This is a genomic window from Pseudomonas sp. Irchel 3H7 (assembly GCF_900187605.1).
Lineage (GTDB): Bacteria > Pseudomonadota > Gammaproteobacteria > Pseudomonadales > Pseudomonadaceae > Aquipseudomonas.
The window spans coordinates 1-22,957 of the sequence record NZ_FYEA01000011.1 but is presented as its reverse complement, the minus strand read 5'-3'; the positions used below and the strand labels follow the sequence as shown (position 1 = coordinate 22,957).

11 protein-coding genes and 1 pseudogene are annotated in these 22,957 nt (G+C 60.0%); 3 read left to right on the top strand and 9 right to left on the bottom strand.

What is annotated here, in order from left to right; genetic code table 11:
• Positions 1-77: 77 nt before the first annotated feature.
• From CKW38_RS20720 to speB, 4 genes are all read right to left on the bottom strand, one after another.
• A complete protein-coding gene (locus tag CKW38_RS20720) occupies positions 78-1,457 on the bottom strand; it encodes a sodium:solute symporter (protein ID WP_007914497.1) in 1,380 nt (459 codons plus the stop codon).
• 163 nt (positions 1,458-1,620) lie between these two features.
• Positions 1,621-3,123, bottom strand: coding sequence for a cytosine permease (locus tag CKW38_RS20715; protein WP_095113738.1), 1,503 nt, complete (start codon positions 3,121-3,123; stop codon positions 1,621-1,623).
• A 56-nt stretch (positions 3,124-3,179) separates the two neighbouring features.
• Positions 3,180-3,602 (bottom strand): nuclear transport factor 2 family protein, encoded by a 423-nt coding sequence (locus CKW38_RS20710; protein WP_095113737.1) that lies wholly within the window; start codon positions 3,600-3,602, stop codon positions 3,180-3,182.
• 10 nt (positions 3,603-3,612) lie between these two features.
• The gene (gene speB / locus CKW38_RS20705) at positions 3,613-4,563 is read right to left on the bottom strand and encodes an agmatinase (RefSeq protein WP_003222717.1); all 951 of its coding nucleotides are present in this window, start codon (positions 4,561-4,563) and stop codon (positions 3,613-3,615) included.
• Between the two features lie 394 nt (positions 4,564-4,957).
• On the opposite strand from speB, the gene CKW38_RS20700 reads away from it, so the two are divergent.
• Positions 4,958-5,851, top strand: coding sequence for a LysR family transcriptional regulator (locus tag CKW38_RS20700; protein WP_007914510.1), 894 nt, complete (start codon positions 4,958-4,960; stop codon positions 5,849-5,851).
• A 5-nt stretch (positions 5,852-5,856) separates the two neighbouring features.
• Positions 5,857-6,453: a tRNA-uridine aminocarboxypropyltransferase gene (locus CKW38_RS20695; RefSeq protein WP_095113736.1), complete on the top strand. Its 597-nt coding sequence runs from the start codon at positions 5,857-5,859 to the stop codon at positions 6,451-6,453.
• A gap of 144 nt (positions 6,454-6,597) precedes the next feature.
• On the opposite strand, the gene CKW38_RS20690 is transcribed toward CKW38_RS20695, so the two are convergent.
• From CKW38_RS20690 to CKW38_RS20680, 3 genes are all read right to left on the bottom strand, one after another.
• Positions 6,598-7,959, bottom strand: coding sequence for an HlyD family type I secretion periplasmic adaptor subunit (locus CKW38_RS20690; protein WP_007914514.1), 1,362 nt, complete (start codon positions 7,957-7,959; stop codon positions 6,598-6,600).
• A 10-nt stretch (positions 7,960-7,969) separates the two neighbouring features.
• The gene (locus tag CKW38_RS20685) at positions 7,970-10,129 is read right to left on the bottom strand and encodes a type I secretion system permease/ATPase (RefSeq protein ID WP_007914521.1); all 2,160 of its coding nucleotides are present in this window, start codon (positions 10,127-10,129) and stop codon (positions 7,970-7,972) included.
• Positions 10,130-10,322: 193 nt separating this feature from the next.
• Positions 10,323-11,681: a TolC family outer membrane protein gene (locus CKW38_RS20680; protein ID WP_095049304.1), complete on the bottom strand. Its 1,359-nt coding sequence runs from the start codon at positions 11,679-11,681 to the stop codon at positions 10,323-10,325.
• A gap of 532 nt (positions 11,682-12,213) precedes the next feature.
• Between CKW38_RS20680 and CKW38_RS20675 the strand changes: the two genes are divergently transcribed.
• Positions 12,214-19,344 (top strand): retention module-containing protein, encoded by a 7,131-nt coding sequence (locus CKW38_RS20675; protein WP_095113735.1) that lies wholly within the window; start codon positions 12,214-12,216, stop codon positions 19,342-19,344.
• Between the two features lie 193 nt (positions 19,345-19,537).
• Here the strand turns inward: CKW38_RS20675 and CKW38_RS20670 are convergent, their stop codons facing one another.
• Both CKW38_RS20670 and CKW38_RS30225 read right to left on the bottom strand, forming a co-directional pair.
• Complete coding sequence (locus tag CKW38_RS20670; protein ID WP_095113734.1) at positions 19,538-19,897, bottom strand: DUF6124 family protein; 360 nt, start codon at positions 19,895-19,897, stop codon at positions 19,538-19,540.
• Positions 19,898-20,445: 548 nt separating this feature from the next.
• Positions 20,446-22,957: pseudogene (locus CKW38_RS30225) on the bottom strand (hypothetical protein); the annotation flags it as partial.

The following is a 22,957-nucleotide window of genomic DNA, read 5'->3' as shown; positions in this document are numbered from 1 at the left end:
TCCTTCAGACGAAAAAAACGGGTGTGGCAACCGACGCCACACCCGACGAAGAAAGCATCAAGTCGTTACATCAGAGCTTAGATCGCACTCGCCACGGTTGCCGGGCGAGGAGAGACCAGGCTCACCACCACAAAGCTCACCAGACCTACAGCCAGGCTGTAGTAGATCGGCGTGTTCGCATCCAGACCGTCCTTGAACATGAACAGCAGCGCGGTGGCAAAACCCAGGCCCATGCTGGCGATGGCGCCGGCGGTGGTCGCACGTTTCCAGAAAATCGCACCGATCAGCGGGACCAGCATGCCGCCCACCAACAGGTTGTACGCCAGCGTCAGGGCGCTGATCACGTCATTCACCACCAGCGCGATACCCAGCACGACCACACCGGTCAGCAGGGTGAACAGGCGGTTGATGCCCAGGCTCGACGGTTTACCGCCACGCAGTTTCGGCAGCAGGTCTTCCGTCAGCGTGGTGGCCGCGGCGAGCAGGCCGGCGCTGGCGGTGGACATCATTGCAGCGAGTGCCGCAGCGATCACCAAACCACGGATGCCGTCCGGCAGCGACAGTTTGACGATGGCGGCGAAAGCGTTGTTGACGTTGTCCAGATCCGGGATCAGCACGTGTGCAGCCATGCCGATCAGCGCGCAAGCCAGGCCGTAGAGGATGCAGTAGATACCCGCGATGCTGCCGGCGTATTGCGCGACTTTGGCGGTCTTGACGGTGAACACCCGTTGCCAGATGTCCTGACCGATCAGGATGCCGAAGAAGTAGATCATGAAGTAGGTGATGATCGTGTCCCAGCCGATGGTGGTGAAGCTGAAGGCAGTCGCCGGCAGTTTCAGCACCAGTTCGTCCCAACCGCCGACGCGGTACAGGCAGATCGGCAACAGGATGAACATCAGGCCCACGGTCTTGATGATGAACTGGACGATGTCGGTCAGGGTCAGCGACCACATGCCGCCGATCGCCGAGTAGATCACCACGACGCCACCACCGACGAGTACCGAAACCCAGAATGGCAGGTCAAACAGCACTTGCAGGACGGTGCCGATCGCCAGGATCGAGGTCACGCCGATCATCAGCGCGTAAGCCAGCATGATTGCCGCGCTCGCCGAGCGGGCCATCGGGTTGTAGCGTTTTTCCAGAACCTGGGTGACGGTGTAGATCTTCAGTTTCAGCAGCGGTTTGGCGAGAAACAGGTTCAGCGCAACGATGCCGCAACCCAGTGCCGCGCACAGCCAGAAACCGGAAATGCCATGCACGTAACCCAGACGTACAGTGCCGACGGTGGACGCGCCACCGAGAACGGTCGCGGCCATGGTGCCCATGTACAGGCTCGGGCCGAGGTTACGACCGGCAACGAGAAAGTCCTCGTTGGTCTTGGCCTTGCGCATGCCGAAGTAGCCGAGCAAGAGCATGCCGGCGGCGTAGATGAGGACGACGAATAAATCCAAAGCCATGATGGCGTGTCTCCGATTGTCTTTTTTATGGTGAAACAAATTTGGTTCAGCAAGGCTGCCCACTGTGGGAGCGAGCCTGCTCGCGAAGGCGGTCTGTCAGGCACATCAATGTTGAATGTGCTGAAGTCTTCGCGAGCAGGCTCGCTCCCACAGGGGATCTGCGTCAGGCGGCCTGGCGCAGTTCAGGTTTTTCTATGATTTGGCTGCGAGCATCCTTCGGGCCGAACACTTCGTGCGGTTCCGGGAACAGGCTCAGCAGCGTCAGGTACACCACGGAGGCCAGGCCCAGGGTCACCGGCAAACTGATGTCGATGCCGCCGGCCATTTCACCTAGCGGGCCAACGAACTGCCCCGGCAAATTCACGAAGCACAGGCCAACCGCCGCGCTCGGGATCCATGCACCCAGACCGCGCCAGTTCCAACCGTGGCTGAACCAGTAGCGTCCGCCCTGTTCGCCGCGAGTGAACACTTGCAGGTCATCCGGGCAGTAGAAGCCGCGACGCACCAACAGGCCGATGATCATGATCACCATCCACGGGGTGGTGCAGGTGATGATCAGCACGGCGAAGGTCGACACGCTCTGCACCAGGTTCGCCGCAAAACGGCCGATGAAGATGAAGGCAATCGACAGCACGCCGATCAGCAGCGTCGCCTTAACCCGTGACAGCACCCGTGGGAACACGCTGGACATGTCCAGCCCGGTGCCATACAGCGAGGTGGTGCCGGTGGACATGCCGCCGATCACCGCAATCAGGCACACCGGCAGGAAGAACCAGCTCGGCGACACCGCCAGCAAACCGCCGACATAGTTGTTCGCCGCGATGTAGTCCGGCGCGTTGATCGCGACGATGGTCGCGGTACTCAGGCCGAACAGGAACGGGATGAACGTGGCGATCTGCGACAGCACGACCGCTGCCATGATCCGTTGTTTGGAAGTTTCACGCGGGATGTAGCGCGACCAGTCGCCGAGAAACGCACCGAAGGAAATCGGGTTGCTCATCGCCACCAGCGCAGCACCGATGAACGCGGCCCAGAAGCCCGGCTGACCGAGGCTGACGGTGCCAGCGTAATGCGCGTCGAAAGGACCAGCGAAGGCGAAGATGCCCAGCAGGAATAGCAGGCTGGCGCTCCACACCGCGATCTTGTTCACCCACAGCAAAAAGCGGAAGCCGTAGATGCACACGGTCAGCACCAGAATCGCGAACAGACCGTAGGCCAGGCCCAGAGTCAGGTCGGTTTCCGGCAGACCGATCAGGCGTTTTGCGCCGCCGATCAGCGCATCGCCCGAACTCCACACCGAGAGCGAGAAAAACGCGATAGCGGTCAACAGCGACAGGAACGAACCGACGATCCGCCCGTGCACGCCGAAGTGTGCGCCGGACGACACGGCATTGTTGGTGCCGTTGAGCGGGCCGAACAGGCCCATCGGTGCGAGGATCAGCGAGCCAAGCAGCACGCCCAGCACAATCGCCCAGACGCCGGCCTGAAAAGACAGACCGAACAGCACCGGGAAACTGCCGAGCACGGCGGTGGCAAAGGTATTGGAACCACCGAAGATCATCCGGAACAAATCCGTCGGACCTGCGCTGCGTTCGTGGTCCGGGATCTGTTCGACCCCGTGGGTTTCAATCTGCGTAAGGCTTTGGTCGTTGTTGTTGTTATTCATGATCTGCTCCGATCATAAAGGCGCGCCTCATCGTGTGTGAGGCGTCACCTGTTTGGCTAAGGGGATGGCAGCCCTTCCGGCATTGCGGACAAATGTTCGTGGCAGGCCAGCCAATGGCCTTGTTGTTCTAGGCTCGACGCTTGTTTCTTGAAAACAATCGTCTCGCGCTCCTGGCTGAAGTGTTGCTCCCCTTGCATGCGCAGCTCGGTGGCCACGTCATGGATAAACACCGCCACGTCACCTTGCAGGCTGACGAAGGCGTTGCTTGAGGTGCACGAAAGCACCTCGAAGCCATCCTCGGCGCGCCAGTTGTCCCACAAGGCCTGATAGGCATCGCGCGACAGCAGCGGCTGGTCGAGGGTGTAGAAGACGAAGCTGGCATCGGCGCTGAACGCGCCGAAGTAGGCTTCGCGATCATTGCGTGCGAAGGCTGAAACCAGTTCGGCCGCCGCATGCAAAACCTGATCATGATCGTTCATGAACCGATCCTCAGCGATGGACTACGCCAGGCAGTACGCAGAGCATTTCGTACAGCAGGTTGGCGGCCAGCAGCGAGGTGTTGCCGGTGGTGTCATAAGCGGGTGAGACTTCTACCAGATCGCAACCGATCAGGTCGAGGCCTTGGCAGCCACGGACGATTTCAATCGCCTGAATGGTCGTCAGACCACCGATTTCCGGGGTGCCGGTGCCAGGCGCCCAGGCCGGGTCGATGCCGTCGATGTCGAAGCTCAGATACACCGGACCACCGCCGACTTTCTCGCGTACTTCAGCCATCAGCGGCGCCAGCGACTTGTGCCAGCACTCTTCGGCTTGAACTACGCGGAAGCCCTGATCGCGGCTCCAGTTGAAGTCGTCAGCGGTGTAACCCTGCGCGCGCAGACCAATTTGCACCACGCGGTCGCAATCCAGCAGACCTTCTTCGACGGCGCGACGGAAGGTCGTGCCGTGAGCAATCTTCTCGCCAAACATGTGATCGTTGACGTCAGCGTGGGCATCGATGTGCACCAGACCGACCTTGCCGTGCTTTTTATGAATCGCGCGCAGGATCGGCAGGGTGATGGTGTGGTCGCCACCCAGGGTCATCGGGATCACGTTGTGCTCGAGGATGTTGTCGTAGGCTTCTTCGATGATGCGCACGGCGTCGAGCAGATTGAAGGTGTTGATTGCCACGTCACCGATGTCGGCGACCGACAGCGAGTCGAATGGCGCCGCGCCGGTGGCCATGTTGTACGGGCGGATCATCACCGATTCGGTGCGGATGTCGCGAGGCCCGAAGCGGGTGCCGGGGCGCAGCGAAGTACCGATGTCCAGGGGCACGCCAACAAAGGCAGCGTCCAGGCCGGCAGCGGTCGGTACATGGGGGAGTCGGAGCATGGTGGCGATGCCGCCGAAGCGCGGCATTTCGTTGCCGCCCAGTGGTTGGTGAAGAATCTTGTCCACGGGTAGGGCCTCATCGTCTTTGTTTTATTTATGTCGGCGCGCCGTAGTGCAGGGGGCGGACGCCGCTGTGGGGCCGATGATGCGAAATGTAGTGCGGCGGAAGAATCGCTACGGGCAAAAACTTAGTTCAGATTTTTCTAAACTAATGGCGAGGCTGGGATTAAACTTTGGCGGGTTCAAGATTGTGATCGGCCGGGGATTGCTGCCCTCACCCCAGCCCTCTCCCAGAGGGAGAGGGAGCTGATCTCGATGGCTTTCGAATCCTGAGTTCGACTCGATATCGCAGGTCGGTGTAAATCCTCATAACAGCTCGGTAGGCTCCCTCTCCCTCGGGGAGAGGGCTGGGGTGAGGGGCTTTTCCCACAGACACACAGTTGCAAAGCCCGGAGCAGACATGGCCAACGCTTTACCCGACCTGAAACTATTGCGCATCTTCGTCAGCGTCGTCCGTCATCAGGGTTTTGCCAACGCGCAACAGGAACTCAACCTGTCGACCTCGGCCATCAGCACTTACATGAGCCAGCTCGAAGCCGCGCTCGGCCTAGTGCTATGCCATCGCGGGCGCGGCGGGTTCAGCCTGACCAGCAAAGGTGAGCTGTTCCATCAGGAAACCTTACGCCTGCTCGCCGAACTCGAAGGTTTCGAGCAATACGCCGCCGCGCTCAAGGGCGAACTGCGCGGCACGCTCAACCTCGGTGTGATCGACTCCACCGTCAGCGACAAGGCCTTGCCGTTCGCCGAAGCCATCGGCGCCTACAGCCAGGAACACCCGGCGGTGCATTTGCACCTGTCGGTGATGAGCCCCTACGAGTTGCAACTCGGCGTGCAGGACAACCGTCTCGATCTGGCCATCGGTGCGTTTTCCACGCGCATGAGCGGTCTGATCTACATGCCGCTGTACCGCGAACAACATTGGTTGTATTGCAGTAGCCGCCATCCGTTGTTCAACGAGCGGCGGATTCCCGAGCAAGTCATCACCCAGCAACGCATGGTCGGACGTGGGTACTGGAGTCAGGCCGAATTGGCCCGCCACGGCTTCAAACACAGCGCCGCCACCGTGGAAAGTATGGAAGCGCAACTGATTCTGGTGCTGTCCGGCGCCTACATCGGTTACTTGCCAGAACACTACGCTCAGGCGTGGGCCGACAAGGGCGATTTGCGCGTGCTGCTACCGGCGACGTTTGGTTATCAGGCACCGTTTTCGATGATCATGCGCCGCGGCCGTAGCCGCGAACCGCTGATCCAGACCTTCCGTGATTTGCTCAAAGCACAGCTCAATCAGGCTTAAGACCGATGTCCAGAATTCAATGCCCGCGCTGCCTGCGCCCACAAACCCATTGCCTGTGCCCGTTGATCCCGAGCCTCGACAGCCGCACGCGGGTGTTGCTGTTGCAGCATCCAAGTGAAGTTAATCATGCGTTGAACACCGCGCGGTTGGCGGCACTCGGGTTGAGCAATGCCGAGTTGATTGTTGGCGAAGTGTTCGAGGATTTGCCGGCGCTGCTGAACCGTCCGGGCTATCGGGCGCGGTTGTTGTTTCCCGCTGATGATGCGCAGCCGATGCAGGCTTACGGCGAGTCCGATGAACCCCTGTTGCTAGTCGTTCCGGATGGCACCTGGCGCAAGGCGCGCAAGATGCTGCACCTCAATCCGCTGCTGGCGGCGTTGCCACGGGTGACGCTGGCCGAGGGCGGGGTGTCGCGTTATCGCTTGCGCAAGGCACCGGGGCCGGGGGCGTTGTCGACCATTGAGGCGATTGTGCAGGCGTTGCAGACGCTGGAAGCACCGACGTCATTCGAGCCGTTGCTCAAGCCGTTCGAGGCGTTGATCGAGGGGCAGATTGCGGCGATGGGGGAGGAGACTTTCCAGCGTAATCATGCTGAAAAATAGTCGGTATTCTTGCTGGCCTCATCGCTGGCAAGCCAGCTCCCACAGGTTCTGAGGTGTTCACAGGTTTTGTGGCCGACACGGACACTGTGGGAGCTGGCTTGCCAGCGATGGGGCCAGTCAATTCACCACAAAATCCGGATATCTCTAGCGTTCACGCATCGCCTCGGTCCGGGCTTTCAGAACCGGTTTCAGCAGGTAATCGAGGACGCTTTTCTCCCCGGTAATAATGTCCACCGTCGCCACCATCCCCGGAATGATCAGCAGCGGTTTCACATCCCCGCCCAAATGGTTTTTATCGGTGCGCACCTGAATCAGATAGAAGCTGTTGCCCTTGTCATCGGTGATCGTGTCAGCACCGATCAGCTCAAGCTTGGCGCTCAGCCCGCCGTAAATCGTGTAGTCGTAAGCGCTGAACTTGACCATGGCTTTCTGGCCCGGATGCAGGAACGCTACATCCTGTGGGCGCACTTTGGCTTCGATCAGCAGGTTGTCTTCCAGCGGTACGATTTCGACCATGTCACTGCCCGGCTGGACCACGCCGCCGATGGTGTTGACCTTCATTTGCTTGATCACACCGCGCACCGGTGAAGTGACTGTGGTGCGGGTCACACGGTCATCGATGGCGATGCTGGTGGCGGTGATTTTCGACAGGTCGGTGCGTTTCTCATTCAGCTCTTTCGCCGCCTCGGAACGGAAGGTCTGTTCCGACTCGTCGATCTTGCTGCGGATCTCGGCAATCGCCGATTCGGCGCGGGGAATCGCCAGGGTCGTGGCGTTCAACGAGCCTCGGATTTCTACCGCGCTGCGCTTGAGCCGGAGAATTTCCACCGGTGACACCGCGCCGGTTTTTACCAGCGGTTCGGACATGTTCATCTCTTGTTGCAGCAACGCCAGGCTGGAACTGAACTGGCCCTGCTTGGAGCGAAACTCCGCCAGCTCTTGAGTCTTCTGTCGCAGTTGCTCGCTCAGCGTACGCTGCTCGCTGGCCAACCGACGCTGGCGCTGTTCGTACAGCGAACGTTCGTCTTCGGCGACTTGCGGCGCCTTGGCAATCACTTCATCAGAGAGCTTGAACGGCCGACCTTCGGCCTCTGCCGACAGCCGCTCGACCTGCGCCGTCAGCGCATAACGATCAGCCTCGCTCTCACCCTTGTTCGAGCGAAAGCGTGTGTCATCCAGGCGCAGCAAGGTATCGCCCTTGTTCACCATTTGCCCTTCGCGCACAAAGATCTCGGTGACGATCCCGCCTTCAAGGTTCTGGATCACCTGAACCTTGCTCGACGGAATCGCCTTGCCTTCACCCATGGTCACTTCTTCGAGCACGGCGAATTTGGCCCAGACCACCGCGCTGATCAGCAACGCTGCGGCCAGCCACACGGTGATCCGCGACCAGCGCGGCGAATCCTGCAAGGACGCGCCGGCGGTTTCCGGCATGAATTCGGCTTCGGCGCTTTTGCCGAAACTGTCGAAGTAGCCACGATCTTTGCTATCGGAGGAAGCAGACATGGGGCAACTCCTAGACCGCCGCCGAGCCGACACGGCCCTTGCGCAGTGCATCGATGACCGCTTCTTTCGGGCCGTCAGCGACGACCCGGCCGTTGTCCAGCACCAGCAAGCGGTCCACCAGGCTCAGCATCGAGGTGCGGTGGGTGACTAGCAGCAGCGTCTTGCCTTGCACCCAGCCGTGCAGCTTCTGCCGCAGCAAGTCTTCACTGCTGTTGTCCATGGCACTGGTCGGTTCGTCGAGCAGCATGATCGGCGGATCAAGCAACAAGGATCGCGCGAGCAACACCGCCTGACGCTGGCCGCCGGAGAGCAATTGCCCGCGTTCGCCTACCGGCCGGTCGAAACCTTGCGGATGCTGACGAGCGAGTTCGGTAACGCCGGTCAGTTCGGCCACTTCGAGCATGCGTGAATCGCTGATGTAACGTGCGCCAAGCGTGAGGTTGTCACGCAGACTGCCGGCCAGCAGCGGCAGGTCGTGGGCGACGTAACCGATCTGCTGGCGCAGGTCAGCGACATCGAGTTGGCGCAGGTCGAGGCCGTCGAGCAGGAGCTGACCTTCCTCAGGTTCGTAAAAGCCCATGAGCAATCGCGCCAGGGTGCTTTTGCCCGAACCGCTGCGGCCGATGATGCCGACCCGCTCGCCGGCTTTCAGGCTGAAGCTGACATTGCTCAGCGCCGGCGCGTTCTGGCCGTTGTAGTGAAAGGTCACGCCGCTGACGTCCAGCGCGCCTTGCAGTTGCGTGCGTTCCAGCGGCCGCTGTTTGCCGTCGCGTTCCTGCGGCAGGGCCATCAATGCGTCGGTGCTTTTCATGGTCAGTTGCGCTTGCTGATAACGGGTGATCAGCCCGGCAATCTGCCCCAGCGGCGCGAGCACGCGGCTGCCGAGCATGTAACTGGCGACCAGCGCACCGACGCTGAGATTACCGGCGATGATGCTGTAGACCCCGGCGACAATGGTCGCCATCCCCGAAAACTGTTGAATGAACAGCGTGCCGTTGGTGGCCAGCGCCGACAGATTGCGCGCGTGGCTGTCGAGGCGGGTGAGGGCGCCGTGGGTGCTTTCCCATTTGTGCTGGCGCTCGCTTTCGGCGCTGCAGGCTTTGAGGGTCTCCAGGCCACCGAGGGTTTCGATCAGCACCGCTTGGCGTTCAGCGCCGAGGCTCAGGCTCTTCTGCACGGTGTCACGCAGACGTACCTGAATGATCATCGCGAAGACGATGGTGATCGGAAACGCCAGTAGCGGAATCACCACCAGCCAGCCGCCGAGCAGACCGATCACCACCAGCATCAGCACCACGAACGGCAGGTCGATCAGGCTGGTCAGGGTCACCGCCGTGAGGAATTCACGCAGGCCCTGGAAGTCATGAATGCTCTGGGCAAAACCGCCGATGGTTGCCGGCCGCGCTTTCATCGACATGCCGGTAATGCGCTCGAATAAAGTCGCGGAAAGGATCACATCGGTTTTCTTGCCGGCAGTGTCGAGCAGGTGCGCACGCACCACCCGCAACACCAGTTCGAAACCGGTGCCGATCAGCAGTCCGATCGACAGCACCCATAAGGTCGACGTGGCCTGATTGGGCACCACGCGGTCGTAGGTCTGCATGACGAACAACGGCACCATCAGGCCTAACAGGTTGATCAGGAAACTGGCGAGGATCGCATCGCTGTAGAGCCATTTCGACAGCTTCAGGGTGTCGCGAAACCACGCATGTACCCGTGGCACCAGCGGCGAGCGCAGGTCTTCGAGTTCGTGGCGCGGACGGGCGAACAAGGCTTGGCCGCTGTAGTGCTCGGCGAGTTCTTCACGGTTGATCCATTGTTCGCCGCCATCGGCTTCGCTGGGCAGAATCAGCGCTTTGCCGTCGTCGCCGAAACGCCGCAGAACAGCGGTGCGGCCGTCGTTGAGCAGCAGCAGAATCGGTAGATTGAGCGGCGAGATGTCTTTCAGATCGCGCCGCAGAATCCGCGCCTGCAACCCGGCCCGGGCGGCGGCGCGGGGCAGCAGATCGAGGCTCAGGCGTTGTTTGTTGAGGGGCAGCCCGGCACTCAGGCTGGCCCGGCTGACCGTCGCGCCATGCAGTTTGCAGAGGATCAACAGACCGTCGAGCAACGGGTCATCGAAGCTCAGCCGCGGATCGACCCCGGAATGGCCGGGTTCCATGCTGGTCATATTGATCGCCTCTGTTGAACGGACTCAGGTTGATCGTTCCCACGCTCTACGGTCGATGCGTGATCGTTCCCACGCTCTGCGTGGGAATGCAGCCCGTGACGCTCCGCGTCACTGGACGCAGAGCGTCCCTAGAGGCATTCCCACGCAGAGCGTGGGAACGATCAGGTCAGGGCAAAGTCAGCTCCTGCACCGTTTATTTCAGCTCGGGCAGGCGCGCTTCGTTTTTCACTTCGGTCGCGGCGATCGCATCGGCCGGCAGCACCACCCGTTGCTTGCTCAGCAACTGGCCCATGTTCGCCAGCACGCGATACATCGAATATTCCTCGGTGTAGCGGATTTCGGTGTAACGACGGTTGGCGTTGTAGAGCTCGTTTTCACTGTCGAGCAGGTCGAGCAGGGTGCGTTGGCCGAGGCCGAACTGATCTTGATAGGCGGCACGTACGCGTTTGGTGGTTTCGGCGTATTCGCGGGCGGTCGGGGTCTGTTTCTTTGCGTTTTCCATGGCGTTCCACGCCAGGCGGATGTTCTCGTTCAGCTGGCGCAGGGCGTTGTTGCGGATGTCCATGGCCTGATTGATCTGGTGCGCATCGGAGGCCAGGCGCGCCTTGTCGCTGCCACCACGGAACAGGTTGTAGTTCATCACCACACCCACACGCCATTCGTTGTCGTGGCCTTCATCGCCTTGCACGTTGTTGTTCGCGCCGACGGCGGCTTCGGCATCGAAGCGCGGGTAGAAGGGTGATTTGGCGACTTCATACTGGCTCTCGGCCGACTGCACGTCAGCCTGGGCGGATTTCAGATACGGGTTGTTGTCGACCATGCTCTGCTGGGCTTCACGCAATTCGGTCGGCAGTTCGCCACGGGTCGAGGCCGGCGTTTCCAGCTCATCGGGCATGCGCCCGACCACGCTGTAGAAATTGGCTTCGGCGTCAGACAGATCGACCTCGGCGGTATCGAGGTTGTTTTGTGCCAGCGCCTTACGCGCGACCGATTGATCCGAGTCGGCGGTGCTGCCGACGCCACGCTCGGTGCGCAGGCCGATCTGATCGTTGACCCGCAAGTGCGCTTGCAAGTTGTTGCGGGCCAGGGTCACCAGTTCGCGGCGCTTGAGCACTTCGAGGTAAACCTCGATGGTGCGCAGGGCCAGATCCTGAGCGGTGCCTTGCGCGTAGTAAGCGCGCGAATTGGACACGCCTTTGGTGCGCTCGACCTCGTTGGCAGTGTTGAATCCGTCGAACAGCATTTGCCGCAGGCGCAGCTCGGACTGGGTGTAATTGAGGATTTCGGTGTGGTGATTACCGAAGGCCCGGGTGTTGGTGTTGTCGCTGTAGCCACGGCCATACGCAGCGTTCAAATCGACGGACGGATAGAAGCCGCCCTTGGCCACTTTGACCTGTTCATCAGCCGACAGGCGGGCGTCCACGCGCGAGGCCAGTTCCGGGTGAGTGGCGATGGTGCTTTGAATCGCCTCGGTGAGGTTCATGGCCTGGGCTTGTGAAGTGCAAGCCATGGCCAGCAAAACCGCGCTGCAGAGGGGGGTTAGAACGCGCATGGGTGCATCTCCCTGAGTCCTGATGGTGTGTTACTGTCGCCAAATATTTGACGATATTTTTAGGTGTAGGCGTTTCACTCTTGTAACAACAGAGCTAAGAACATCCTGAAGCGTAGCTAAGAAAAAATTTTCATAAGGCTTATGCCGAAAAAAACTTATGCGCTTCGTAAAAACCAGCACATTGTTCAGCATGAAAGCCTTTGTTTTATGCGCTTTAGGGAGCGCAAAAAGGCTTGAGGAAAGTTCCATTCACTTTGCGACATACGGCGAAGTACTGCTGAAGGGGAGGGACGCGTAACCGCTGATGAGCGACAGATTTTTGTCACTCGAGTGATTCACCAGCGTTACGTAGCGTTAGCGGGCGTAGTGCTTTGATCAGGATGCGGAAGTGCTTGATAGCACTGATGTTTCCAGAAGAAGCCACCTGCGAAACGAACTGTTGAAGGTGCGAGCGTCACCTGCAACAACCCGATTGAGCCATGGGCTGCTTCGCTTACCAGTGCCGACGGTGGTCGGCAGCGGAGGATTTCACATGGCAACGCTCATCGGCACAGTCACTAAAGTCATCGGCCAGGTTTTCGCCCAGTCAGCCGACGGTACTAAACGCGCACTGGTTGAAGGGGATCGCCTGTTTGCCGGCGATCAACTGATCACCGGCGCAGAAGGCGCCGTCGCCGTTCATCTGCAAAACGGCCAGGAACTGACCCTCGGACGCGGCAGCAGCATGACCATGACCGGTGAACTGCTGGCGGGTCAGGCGGCGCATGTCAATGCCGCGGAGGCCGTGACCCCGAGCGACGCGCAACTGACCGACGTCGAGCAGATCCAGAAAGCCATCGCCGCCGGTGATGACCCGACTAAAAGCGCCGAAGCCACCGCCGCCGGTCCGAATGCACCGGGTGGTACACCGGGTGAACTGGGCGGTGGTCACAGTTTTGTCTTGCTGACGGAAGTTGGCGGTCGGGTCGACCCGATCATCGGTTTCCCGACTGCCGGGTTTGGCGGTATTCCTGAATTCCCCGAAGAACGCCATAACGCGGTCATCGACAACGGTGACGACACCCCGCCAGTCGTGGTGCCGCCACCGGTCAACAATCCTGTAACCCTCACTGGCCTGAACGTGGCGGGCGGCGAACTCAGTCTCAATGAAGCCAATCTGCCTGCCGGCTCGGCGGCCAACCCTGGCGCACTCACGCAAAGCGGCAGCTTTACCGTGTCGGCGCCGGACGGTCTGACCAGCCTGAGCATTGGTGGCATCAACGTTATCGTTGGCGGTGTGGCGATCGGCTTTCCGCAATCGATCACCTCGCAACTGGGCAACACCCTGACCATCACCGGGTACAACCCGGCGACTGGCGTTGTCAGCTACAGCTACACCCTCAACGGCAACGAAAACCACGCGGCCGGCGACGGCGCGAACAATCTCAGCGAACAGTTCACAGTGATTGCCGGCGACAGCAATGGCGACACCGCGACCGGCACGCTCGACGTCAACATTACCGACGACGTGCCGAAAGCGTTCGATGACAGCAATGGCACGGCGTCAGAGACTCAGCTGACCCTGACTGGCAACGTTCTGACCAACGATGTGCAAGGCGCCGACCGCGTTCCCACCGGACCGGTCACCCCGGGCACGTTCACCGGCACTTACGGCACCTTGGTGCTCAATGCCAACGGCACTTACACCTACACGCTGAACACCAACGATGCCGACTTCAAAAACCTGCACGGCGGCGGCAACGGCACGGAAACCTTCGCCTACACCATCACCGATTCCGACGGTGATACCAGTACCGCGAACCTCGTCCTGCAGATCCACAACAACGACGATCCAGTGGTCATCAGCGGCCTTGACGTGAATGGCGGCGAACTCACCGTCTACGAGAAAAACCTCACTGACGGCAGCACGCCGGATGCCACCGCGCTGACTCAAAGCGGCACGTTCACCATCACTGCGCTGGACGGCGTGACCACGCTGACTATCGGCGGCATCGCTGTCGTCACCAATGGCGTGGCCGCAGGGTTCCCGCAATCGGTCACCACGCCGTTGGGCAGCACGCTGACCATCACCGGTTTCAACGCCACCACCGGCGTGGTCAGCTACAGCTACACCCTGGTCGACAACGAAGCGCATCCAAACGCCAACGGTGCGAACAATCTGCCTGAGCAGTTCGCCGTTACCGTGGTCGATGACAACGGCACCACCGCCAATGCCACCCTCGACGTCAATATCGTCGATGACCTGCCAAAAGCCGTGGATGACAGCAACACCGGCACCGCCTCGGAAACCTTGCTGACCCTGACTGGCAACGTTCTGACCAACGATGTGCAAGGCGCCGATCGCGTACCGACTGGGCCGGTAACCCCTGGCACTTTCACCGGGACTTACGGCACGTTGGTGCTCAATGCCAACGGCACTTACACCTACACGCTGAACACCAGCGATGCCGACTTCAAAAACCTGCACGGCGGCGGCAACGGCACGGAAACCTTCGCCTACACCATCACCGATTCCGACGGTGATACCAGTACCGCGAACCTGGTGCTGAACATCCATAACAATGACGATCAGGTCTACCTCAATGGCCTTGACGTCAACGGCGGCGAACTGACGGTTTACGAGAAAAACCTCAGCGACGGCACCAGCCCCAACATTCCGGCGCTGACCCAGAGCGGCACCTTCACCGTCACCGCCCTCGACGGTTTGCAAACCCTGACCGTGGGCGGCATCAACGTGGTCACCGGCGGCGTGGCCGCAGGCTTCCCGCAATCGATCGTCACGCCGTTGGGCAGCACGTTGACCATTACCGGTTACAACCCCGCCACCGGCGTGGTCAGTTACAGCTACACCTTGGTCGACAACGAAACTCATCCAAACGCCAACGGCGCCAACAGCATCACCGAGAACTTCAACGTCGTCGCCACCGACACCGATGGCAGCACCGCCAACGGCCAGATCAACGTCAACATCGTCGATGATCTGCCGAGCGCCCATCCTGACGCCGCATCGGTGGCGGAGGGCGGCACGGTCAGCGGCAACGTGCTGAACAACGACATTGGTGGCGCCGACGGTCCGGCCGTAACCGGTGCAGTGGTCGGCGTGCGCGCCGGCGCCGACACCTCGACTTCGGCCATCGGCGGACTCAACAGCAACATCAACGGCACCTATGGCTATCTGACCCTGGACGCCAACGGCAACGCCGTCTACCACAGCAATCCCAACGTCGTGAACGGCCCGGGCGCAGTGGATGTGTTCACCTACACCGTGCGCGATTCCGACGGTGATGAAAGCACTACCACCATCACCATCGATGTCGCCAACAGCAAGCTGTGCGCGACCAGCGACACCGACGTCACCGTCTTCGAGAAAGCCCTCGACCTGACCAAGGACGGCGCGGATCTGGCGCCCGGTACAGTCACCGGCAGCAACCCGACCAGCTCCGGCGAAACCGCGTCTGGCACGTTGGTCGGTTCGGTCACCGGGGCAGTCGGTGCGATCAGTTACGCGCTGGTTGGCAGTGCCACCGGCAACTACGGGCAAATCGTCCTCAACCCCAACGGCACGTATACCTACACGCTGACATCGCCGGCGACCACCACGCCACATGCCGACGACGGCGCCAACAGCCTGACCGAAACCTTTACCTATCAGGCCACCGATTCGCTCGGCAACATCGTCACCAGCACCATTGTCGTCAGCATCGTCGATGACGTGCCAAAAGCTGTGAACGACAGCAACGCCAACAGCGCTTCGGAAACGCAACTGACCCTGACCGGCAATGTGCTGACCAACGATGTGCAAGGCGCCGATGTGGTCGCGACCGGACCGAATGCCGGGCCGATCACCGCCGGCACGTTCACCGGGACTTACGGCACGCTCGTGCTCAACGCCAACGGCACGTACACCTACACGCTGAACCCCAACGATGCCGACTTCAAAAACCTGCACGGCGGCGGCAACGGCACCGAGACGTTCACCTACACCCTGACCGATGCCGATGGCGACACCAGCACTGCCAACCTGGTGCTGAACATCCACAACAACGACGATCCGGTGGTGCTCAACGGCCTCGACGTCAATGGCGGCGAACTCACCGTCTACGAGAAAAACCTCAGCGACGGCACCAGCCCCGACACCCCGGCGCTGACCCAGAGCGGCACCTTCACCGTGACTGCGCTCGATGGTCTGCAAACCCTCACCGTCGGCGGCATCGCCGTGGTGACCAACGGTGTCGCTGCAGGCTTCCCGCAATCGGTGGTTTCGCCGCTGGGCAGCACCTTCACCGTTACCGGTTACAACCCGGCCACCGGTGTGGTCAGTTACAGCTACACCCTGGTCGACAACGAAGCCCACCCGACCGCCAACGGTGCCAACAGCCTCACCGAGAACTTCAACGTGGTGGCCACCGATACCGATGGCAGCACCGCCAACGGCCAGATCAACGTCAACATCATCGATGACCTGCCGACCGCCAAACCCGACACCGGCTCGGTGGCTGAGGGCGGCACGCTCAATGTCAGCGTGCTCGGCAATGACGTCAGTGGTGCCGATGGCGCGGCGACAGTGGTCGGTGTGCGCGCCGGCAGTAATACCGGCACTTCGGCCATTGGCGGCCTCAACAGCAACATCAATGGCAACTTCGGTTATCTGACCCTCGATGCGGCCGGCAACGCCGTCTATCACAGCAACCCGAACTCGGTGAGCCCACCGGGCGCCACTGACACCTTCACCTACACCATCCGTGACAGCGACGGCGATGAAAGCACCACGACCATCACCATCAACGTCGCCGACAGCAAACTGGTGGCCTCGGTCGATCAGGACGTGACGGTCTATGAAAAAGCCCTCGACCTGAGCAAGGACGGCGCGGATCTGGCCCCCGGTACGGTCACCGGCAGCGAGCCGACCAACACCGGTGAAACCGCGACCGGCACGCTGGTCGGCGCAGTTACCGGTGGTACGGGCGCGATCACTTACACGTTGGTCGGCAGCGCCACCGGCAGCTATGGGCAGATTCAGCTCAATGCCGACGGCACCTATACCTACACGCTGACTTCTGCACCGAAAACCACTCCGAACGCCAACGACGGGGCGAACACGCTGAGCGAAAGTTTCACCTACAAAGCCACCGATGCACTGGGCAACAGCACCACCAGCACCCTTGTGGTGAACATCGTTGATGACGTGCCAAAAGCCGTGGCCTCGGATCGTTCGGTGGCGGCAGTGGAGATCGATTCCAACCTGCTCATTGTTCTTGATATCTCCGGCAGTATGGCCGACGCCTCGGGTGTGCCGGGACTGTCGCGGCTGGACCTGGCCAAGCAGGCGATCAGTGCCTTGCTCGACAAGTACGACGACCTTGGCGATGTCAAAGTCCAGCTCGTCACCTTCAGCAGCAACGCCACTGACAGAACGTCGGTATGGGTCGATGTGGCGACCGCGAAGACGATTCTCGCCAGCCTGTCGGCGGGTGGCGGCACCAACTACGACGCTGCGGTGGCGGTCATGCAAACCGCGTTCAACACCTCGGGCAAACTCACCGGGGCACAGAACGTCGGTTACTTCTTCTCGGACGGTAAACCCAACGAAGGCGACATCAACGCCGCTGACGAAGCCGCGCTGAAAAACTTCCTCGATGCCAACAACATCAAGAACTACGCGATCGGCCTCGGCAGCGGCGTGAGCAACGCCAACCTCGACCCGCTGGCGTATGACGGCATCAGCCACACCAACACCAATGCGGTGGTGGTCACCGACCTCAATCAACTCAACTCGGTGCTGTCGGGCACTGTGCAGGGCGCGCCGGTCACTGGTTCGTTGCTGGGCGAGGGCGGCACCTTCGGCGCCGATGGCGGCTTCATCAAATCCATCGTGGTCGACGGCACCACTTACACCTACGATCCAAAAGCCCTCAGCGGCCAAGGCTCGCTGACGCCAAGTGGCGGCATCAATCACGGCACCTTCAACACCGCCAACAACACGCTGAGCATCGCCACCAATAATGGCGGAACACTGCTGATCAACCTCGACAGCGGCGACTACACCTACACCTCGCAGAAAACCACGGCGGTGGTCATCACCGAAAACATCGGCTTCACCGTCAGTGACAACGACGGCGATCTCGCCAGCTCGACGCTGACCGTGAAAGTGATCCCCAACGCGCCGCCAGTGGCGGTGGACGACCACGTCATCACCAACGTGCTCTCGGGCAATATTGTCGTACCGGGCGAACTGCTGCTGGCCAATGACACCGATCCGAACGGCGATACGCTCAACGCTACGCCCACCAGTTTCAACACCGGCTGGATCTCGAAAGCGGCGGACTTCACCGGCACCGGGGCGATCAACTTCACCGGCACCAACGTCAACACCGCCGCCAACCAGAACCTGGCCAACGTGCGTAATTCGTTCAGTGCCAACGCTGCGACCATGACTGCTGTGCTGGTGGTCAGTGGCTATCTCGGTGCGGTGACCAACAGCAACGCCAACGATGAAGACCGCATCACCGTCAACCTGCGCCAGGGCGAAACCCTCAACCTCGATCACAACCTGGCGGCCGGTCAAGTCAGCATGGAGTACTCAATCAACGGTGGCGCCTACATCGCGCTGGCGGATGGGCAAACCCTCACCGCGACGTCGGACGGGGTCTACCAGATCCACATCACCAACATCACCAACCCCACCGGCGGCGGTAACCCCAACGCGGCGGAAAACTATCAGCTGACCATGACCCTCAACTACGCCGGGGCGCATGACATCACCCCGGACTTCCACGGCAGCTACACTGCCAACGACAACCATGGCGGCAGCGACACCGCCAACGTCAGCATCAGCTATCAGGACGGCCACACCCTCACCGGCACCGCGGGGGATGACGTGCTGGTGGCCGGCAGCGGCGACAACATCATCAACGCCGGCGACGGCAACGATGTGCTCACCGCAGGCTCAGGCAACAACGAGTTGCACGGCGGCGCCGGTAACGACTTGCTCTATAGCGGCCCGGGCAACGATTTGCTCGACGGCGGTACTGGCAGCGACACCGCCAGCTACGCCCACGCCACGGCCGGGGTCACGGTCAACCTCGGCCTGCTCGGTGCGCAAAACACCCTGGGCGCCGGCACCGATACGTTGACCGGCATCGAAAACCTCGTCGGCTCGAACTTCAATGACACCCTCACCGGCGATAACAATAACAACGTGATCAACGGTGGCCTCGGCAACGACATCCTCAACGGTGGCGGTGGCGACGACCTGCTGATTGGCGGCATGGGCAACAACACCCTGACCGGTGGCGCCGGGGCCGACACCTTCCAGTGGCTCAAGGGCAACAGCGGCCACGACCTGATTACCGACTTCACCCCCGGCACCGACAAACTCGACCTGTCGCAACTGCTGCAGGGCGAAAACGGCACCACAGCGTCACTGGATGACTATCTGCACTTCACTGTCAGCGGCAGCGGTGCCTCGGTGCTTACCAGCATCGACGTCAGCGCCATGGCTGGCGCCACGCCGAACCAGACCATCGACCTGGCCGGTGTGAATCTCGCCAGCCATTACGGGGTGACGCCGGGGGCGGGCGGGGTGGTGGCTGGCGGGCATGACACGGCGACGATCATCAGCGGGATGTTGAATGATCATTCGTTGAAGGTGGATACGGTGTAAGCGACGCCTGAAACGACAAAACCCGCTGTCCCGTACAACCGGGACGGCGGGTTTGTTCTGCCTGACGTGATCGTTCCCACGCTCTGCGTGGGAATGCAGCCCGGGACGCTCGGCGTCCCTTCCAAAGCCGAACGCGGAGCGTCCGTTGAGGCATTCCCACGCAGGAGCGTGGGAACGATCATCGCGTGTGTCGCTACTGCGGCAACTCCAGATTATCCATCACCCGATTTACCGCCAGCTCGCCGAGCATGATCAGTTGCGCAATCCCCAACAGCGTCCTGCGCTGCGACGCGGGTATGAGGTGGGCGAAGTCATGGGCGATGGTTCTGGCTGAGGCGAGTGTTTCGCTGGCATCGGCCAGCAGTTCTTCATTTTTGAAGTCTGCGGTAACGGCGTACATCCGGCGGGTTTTGCGTGGCGGAGGGCTGGAGCCGGGTGGGCAGAGGTAGTGATCGAGGGCGCGGTCGGCGGCTTCGTGGAGTTTTTTTGAATCGAGGGATTCGTAGGGGGAGGTGGGGTCGGTTTCGGGTGGGTTGGGTGTTGGTTTGATCATGGTGAAGCTCCTATAAGAGTGGAGCCGCCCAGAACTGTCGCTAAACAGGAAGGTGGCGGCTGTACGCAGGTTAGCGAACCGGTTATAGGCACCCGGCAGACCCGAGGGTCTCCCGCATACAGCCACCATAGCGAAGTTGCAGACATTGAATCTGCCACAAAGCATGGAGCGCTGATGCACCTATTACAGATTTGGGTCGCTAAACCCGATCGCTGACTCTTCAGCGACCGCACCACAATAGAACCCGACCCCAAGGCGCACAAGCCGGCGGATTCTGGCGTAGCTGTAGGCAATGGCGCAAGAATTTGTAGCCTGTAAGGCGTGTCTGAAGGTGTCTTTTAAACGCCGGAGTTTAAAAGGCGATTTGCGCTGACTTCAGTGGCCCCTTCGCGAGCAGGCTCGCACACATTTTCAATGCGTTTCCCTGTGGGAGCGAGCTTGCTCGCGAAAGGGTCATCCCGGTCAACAGAAAAACCTCGATCAACCCCGCTGTTTAAATCACTGGTTAAATAAATCCGTCCCCCTTTTTTCCTTTCTTGTTTAGTTGTTTAAACCTCTCTCATGCGCAAGTTAGTCAAGAAATAGTCATTACCAGACCCGGTAGCCAAAAGGCTCTGGAACTCGAAAGTCATCTGTTCGGACTGCGCAATAAAAGTGGATGAATAAGGTATCCATTGGGAGGCAGGTGGCGACATGAAGCTTATTATCACTCCATAGTTTGATCTGAACGAAAGCTGTGCAAGTGGTGGCTGATTTCCGTTGGATGCAAGACAGCTGAATTCATACGTGCTGCCACGGATCAAATTGGTATAGGTCTTTTTTAGTACAACGCCCGCAGAGTTGTTCGTATAGGTGCTGTTGGTCAGCGATGTGAGACCGAGAAAGTTGGCATAGCTCCAGTCTCTCTGGTCAACAATTACCGGACCATTTTCCCAGCCGTTTCTCTGGTGATTGGCAAAATTCGTCAGGTCATCAAGGCGCGGTGTCGCCCGAATGGAGTAAGTTCGAATCGGAAACTTGGTAGCGTCTTCCTGGTTGGGCTCACCCTTGAAGTTGACGCTGAATGTCATCGTTAATGTTGTGCCATTACCCAGAGCTTTCAGCCAGGCCAAGGGGATTTTTTTGCTGAAATCTGATGCCGGATCACTTGTTTCTTTCTCTGGGTCATAAAGTTTTACGGTCGCGCCACTTCTGCTTGTCCCTTCATAAAGCAACCACCGTACTTCTCGTGGAGTATGAGGCGAATTCGCAACTGTCGATTGATCAGTGCTTTGGAGTTGAGTGACGTCGAGTAAATTGCTTGTATTTCCGGCTATTACGGGAGTGGGCAATCGCGTGTCACCTGCGTCGATTTTTTCGACTTGTACCTCCATCGTTTGTGACTTGCCAGCTGGGCTGCCATCGCGATTCAGATCCCACAGAAACCTGACGACCGAGTTTTGATGATTTATCCAGAATGCTTGTGCAAGCGGCTCATTTACCTGGTTGTCGTCATTGAATTTTTTTAATTCGAACGGCGGTGCCCCGTCCACTGCATTCACATGAACCAACTGCGCCCTATCGTCAACCTGCGCTGTGAATTCAATCCGCATTGTCACGCCTTGTGGATATGCCAGCGGATGAATCGGACTGGCTGCTTCCACCAGAAATGGCGCGCGCAGATCTTCCGTCACCGTCAACGTCCTCGCTGCCGACACGAGGCTCGGTTGCTCCAGATCTCTGGCCGTAAAGCTGTGTTTGGTTTTGCTGAGGTTTGCAACGGGCAGACTCCAGATGCCGGTTACTCCATCGGCAGTCTCTTTACCTTTGATAACCGCACCGTCGAGCACTTCCACGTCTCGCCCGGCTGCGGCAACGCCACTCAAGATGACGGCCGTTTCCACGGTGAAGCCATTCTCGGGGATTTCGTTACCACTCGGCGAGCCTTTGACTGAAGTCAATGTCGGTGCCCTGAGGGCTTCCACCGTCAGGAGTCGCACATTCGAATAGGTCGATGTGGGGTGATAAAAGGATTTGGCATACAACCGGCGCGCGCCGACTACAACCGTGATCGTGCATTCCCACAGGCCTGTGGTTTTATCCGCTGTCGCGGTTCCCTTGAGTACTGCGCTCGCACCGCTGCCATCATAGATCCCGACGTCCTGATCTTTGCTGGCGGTGCCTTTGAGTGTCAGCGATGTACTGAAAGTGGTTTTACCCTCCGGCACTTCGTTGTTGCGGTCGTCCAGCACATTGCTCAGCGTCGGCTTAATGACCGCCGTGACAGTGAGGGTGTAGGCCGCAGAGGTAGGTTCGGCACCATATTTTCCTATCGCGCTAAAACTGTGTTTCGCCACACTCAGACCCGGCACAGTGTAGGTCCAGATTCCAGAAACCGGATCCGCCGTGACCTGATCCTTGACGGTGGCACCATCGCGTATCTCGACGTTCTTGCCCTTGGCCGCCATGCCGCTCAGCACCACACTGGTTTCAACAGTGGTGCCACTTTCGACAATGTCCTTGCCGCTTGGCGAGCCCTTGACCGAATCGATGGTTGGCGGATCGAGTGCCACCGGCTCGCCGATTACAAACTCCAGCACATTCGAATAACTGGTCGTGTTGCTGGCCGCCCGGAAAATTTCGTAGTGCACCTGCACTTTTTTCCCGCGATTAGGCTCGATGTGCTGGGCCACAAACGCCGCGTTCAGCGGGAAAACCACGTCCTTGTCCTTGGACAATGCGTTGAGTGTTTTCGAGTCGGTGACGGGCTCATTGCCTTCAATGATCAAGGAATAAGTCTTGATGTCTCCGGCTTGACTCGGAACAGCCGCCGGTCGGGGCAGGGTGATTTTGCTGGCTCCGCCGGGCAGGTCCTTGGGTTCCAGCACGCCATCCTTTTCACCCAGCACGATGGGTTTGACCAGTTCGCGTTGCGCTTCGCCGATGTTGAGCAACGAGGCGTGCAGGGATGCGCGTTTGACGATGGTGCCGTTTTCATCGGTCAGCAGGTTGTACGACAGGTCCAGCGTGCCGCCCTTGAGGGTTTTGCCGTGTTCGCCGGCGACGGTGACGATGAACCCC

Bases quoted from the DNA above. Each gene is read 5' to 3' on its own strand.
- CKW38_RS20720 (WP_007914497.1), bottom strand. From the start codon at position 1,457: ATGGCTTTGGATTTATTCGTCGTCCTCATCTACGCCGCCGGCATGCTC.
- CKW38_RS20715 (WP_095113738.1), bottom strand. From the start codon at position 3,123: ATGAATAACAACAACAACGACCAAAGCCTTACGCAGATTGAAACCCAC.
- CKW38_RS20710 (WP_095113737.1), bottom strand. From the start codon at position 3,602: ATGAACGATCATGATCAGGTTTTGCATGCGGCGGCCGAACTGGTTTCA.
- CKW38_RS20700 (WP_007914510.1), top strand. From the start codon at position 4,958: ATGGCCAACGCTTTACCCGACCTGAAACTATTGCGCATCTTCGTCAGC.
- CKW38_RS20695 (WP_095113736.1), top strand. From the start codon at position 5,857: ATGTCCAGAATTCAATGCCCGCGCTGCCTGCGCCCACAAACCCATTGC.
- CKW38_RS20690 (WP_007914514.1), bottom strand. From the start codon at position 7,959: ATGTCTGCTTCCTCCGATAGCAAAGATCGTGGCTACTTCGACAGTTTC.
- CKW38_RS20685 (WP_007914521.1), bottom strand. From the start codon at position 10,129: ATGACCAGCATGGAACCCGGCCATTCCGGGGTCGATCCGCGGCTGAGC.
- CKW38_RS20680 (WP_095049304.1), bottom strand. From the start codon at position 11,681: ATGCGCGTTCTAACCCCCCTCTGCAGCGCGGTTTTGCTGGCCATGGCT.
- CKW38_RS20675 (WP_095113735.1), top strand. From the start codon at position 12,214: ATGGCAACGCTCATCGGCACAGTCACTAAAGTCATCGGCCAGGTTTTC.
- CKW38_RS20670 (WP_095113734.1), bottom strand. From the start codon at position 19,897: ATGATCAAACCAACACCCAACCCACCCGAAACCGACCCCACCTCCCCC.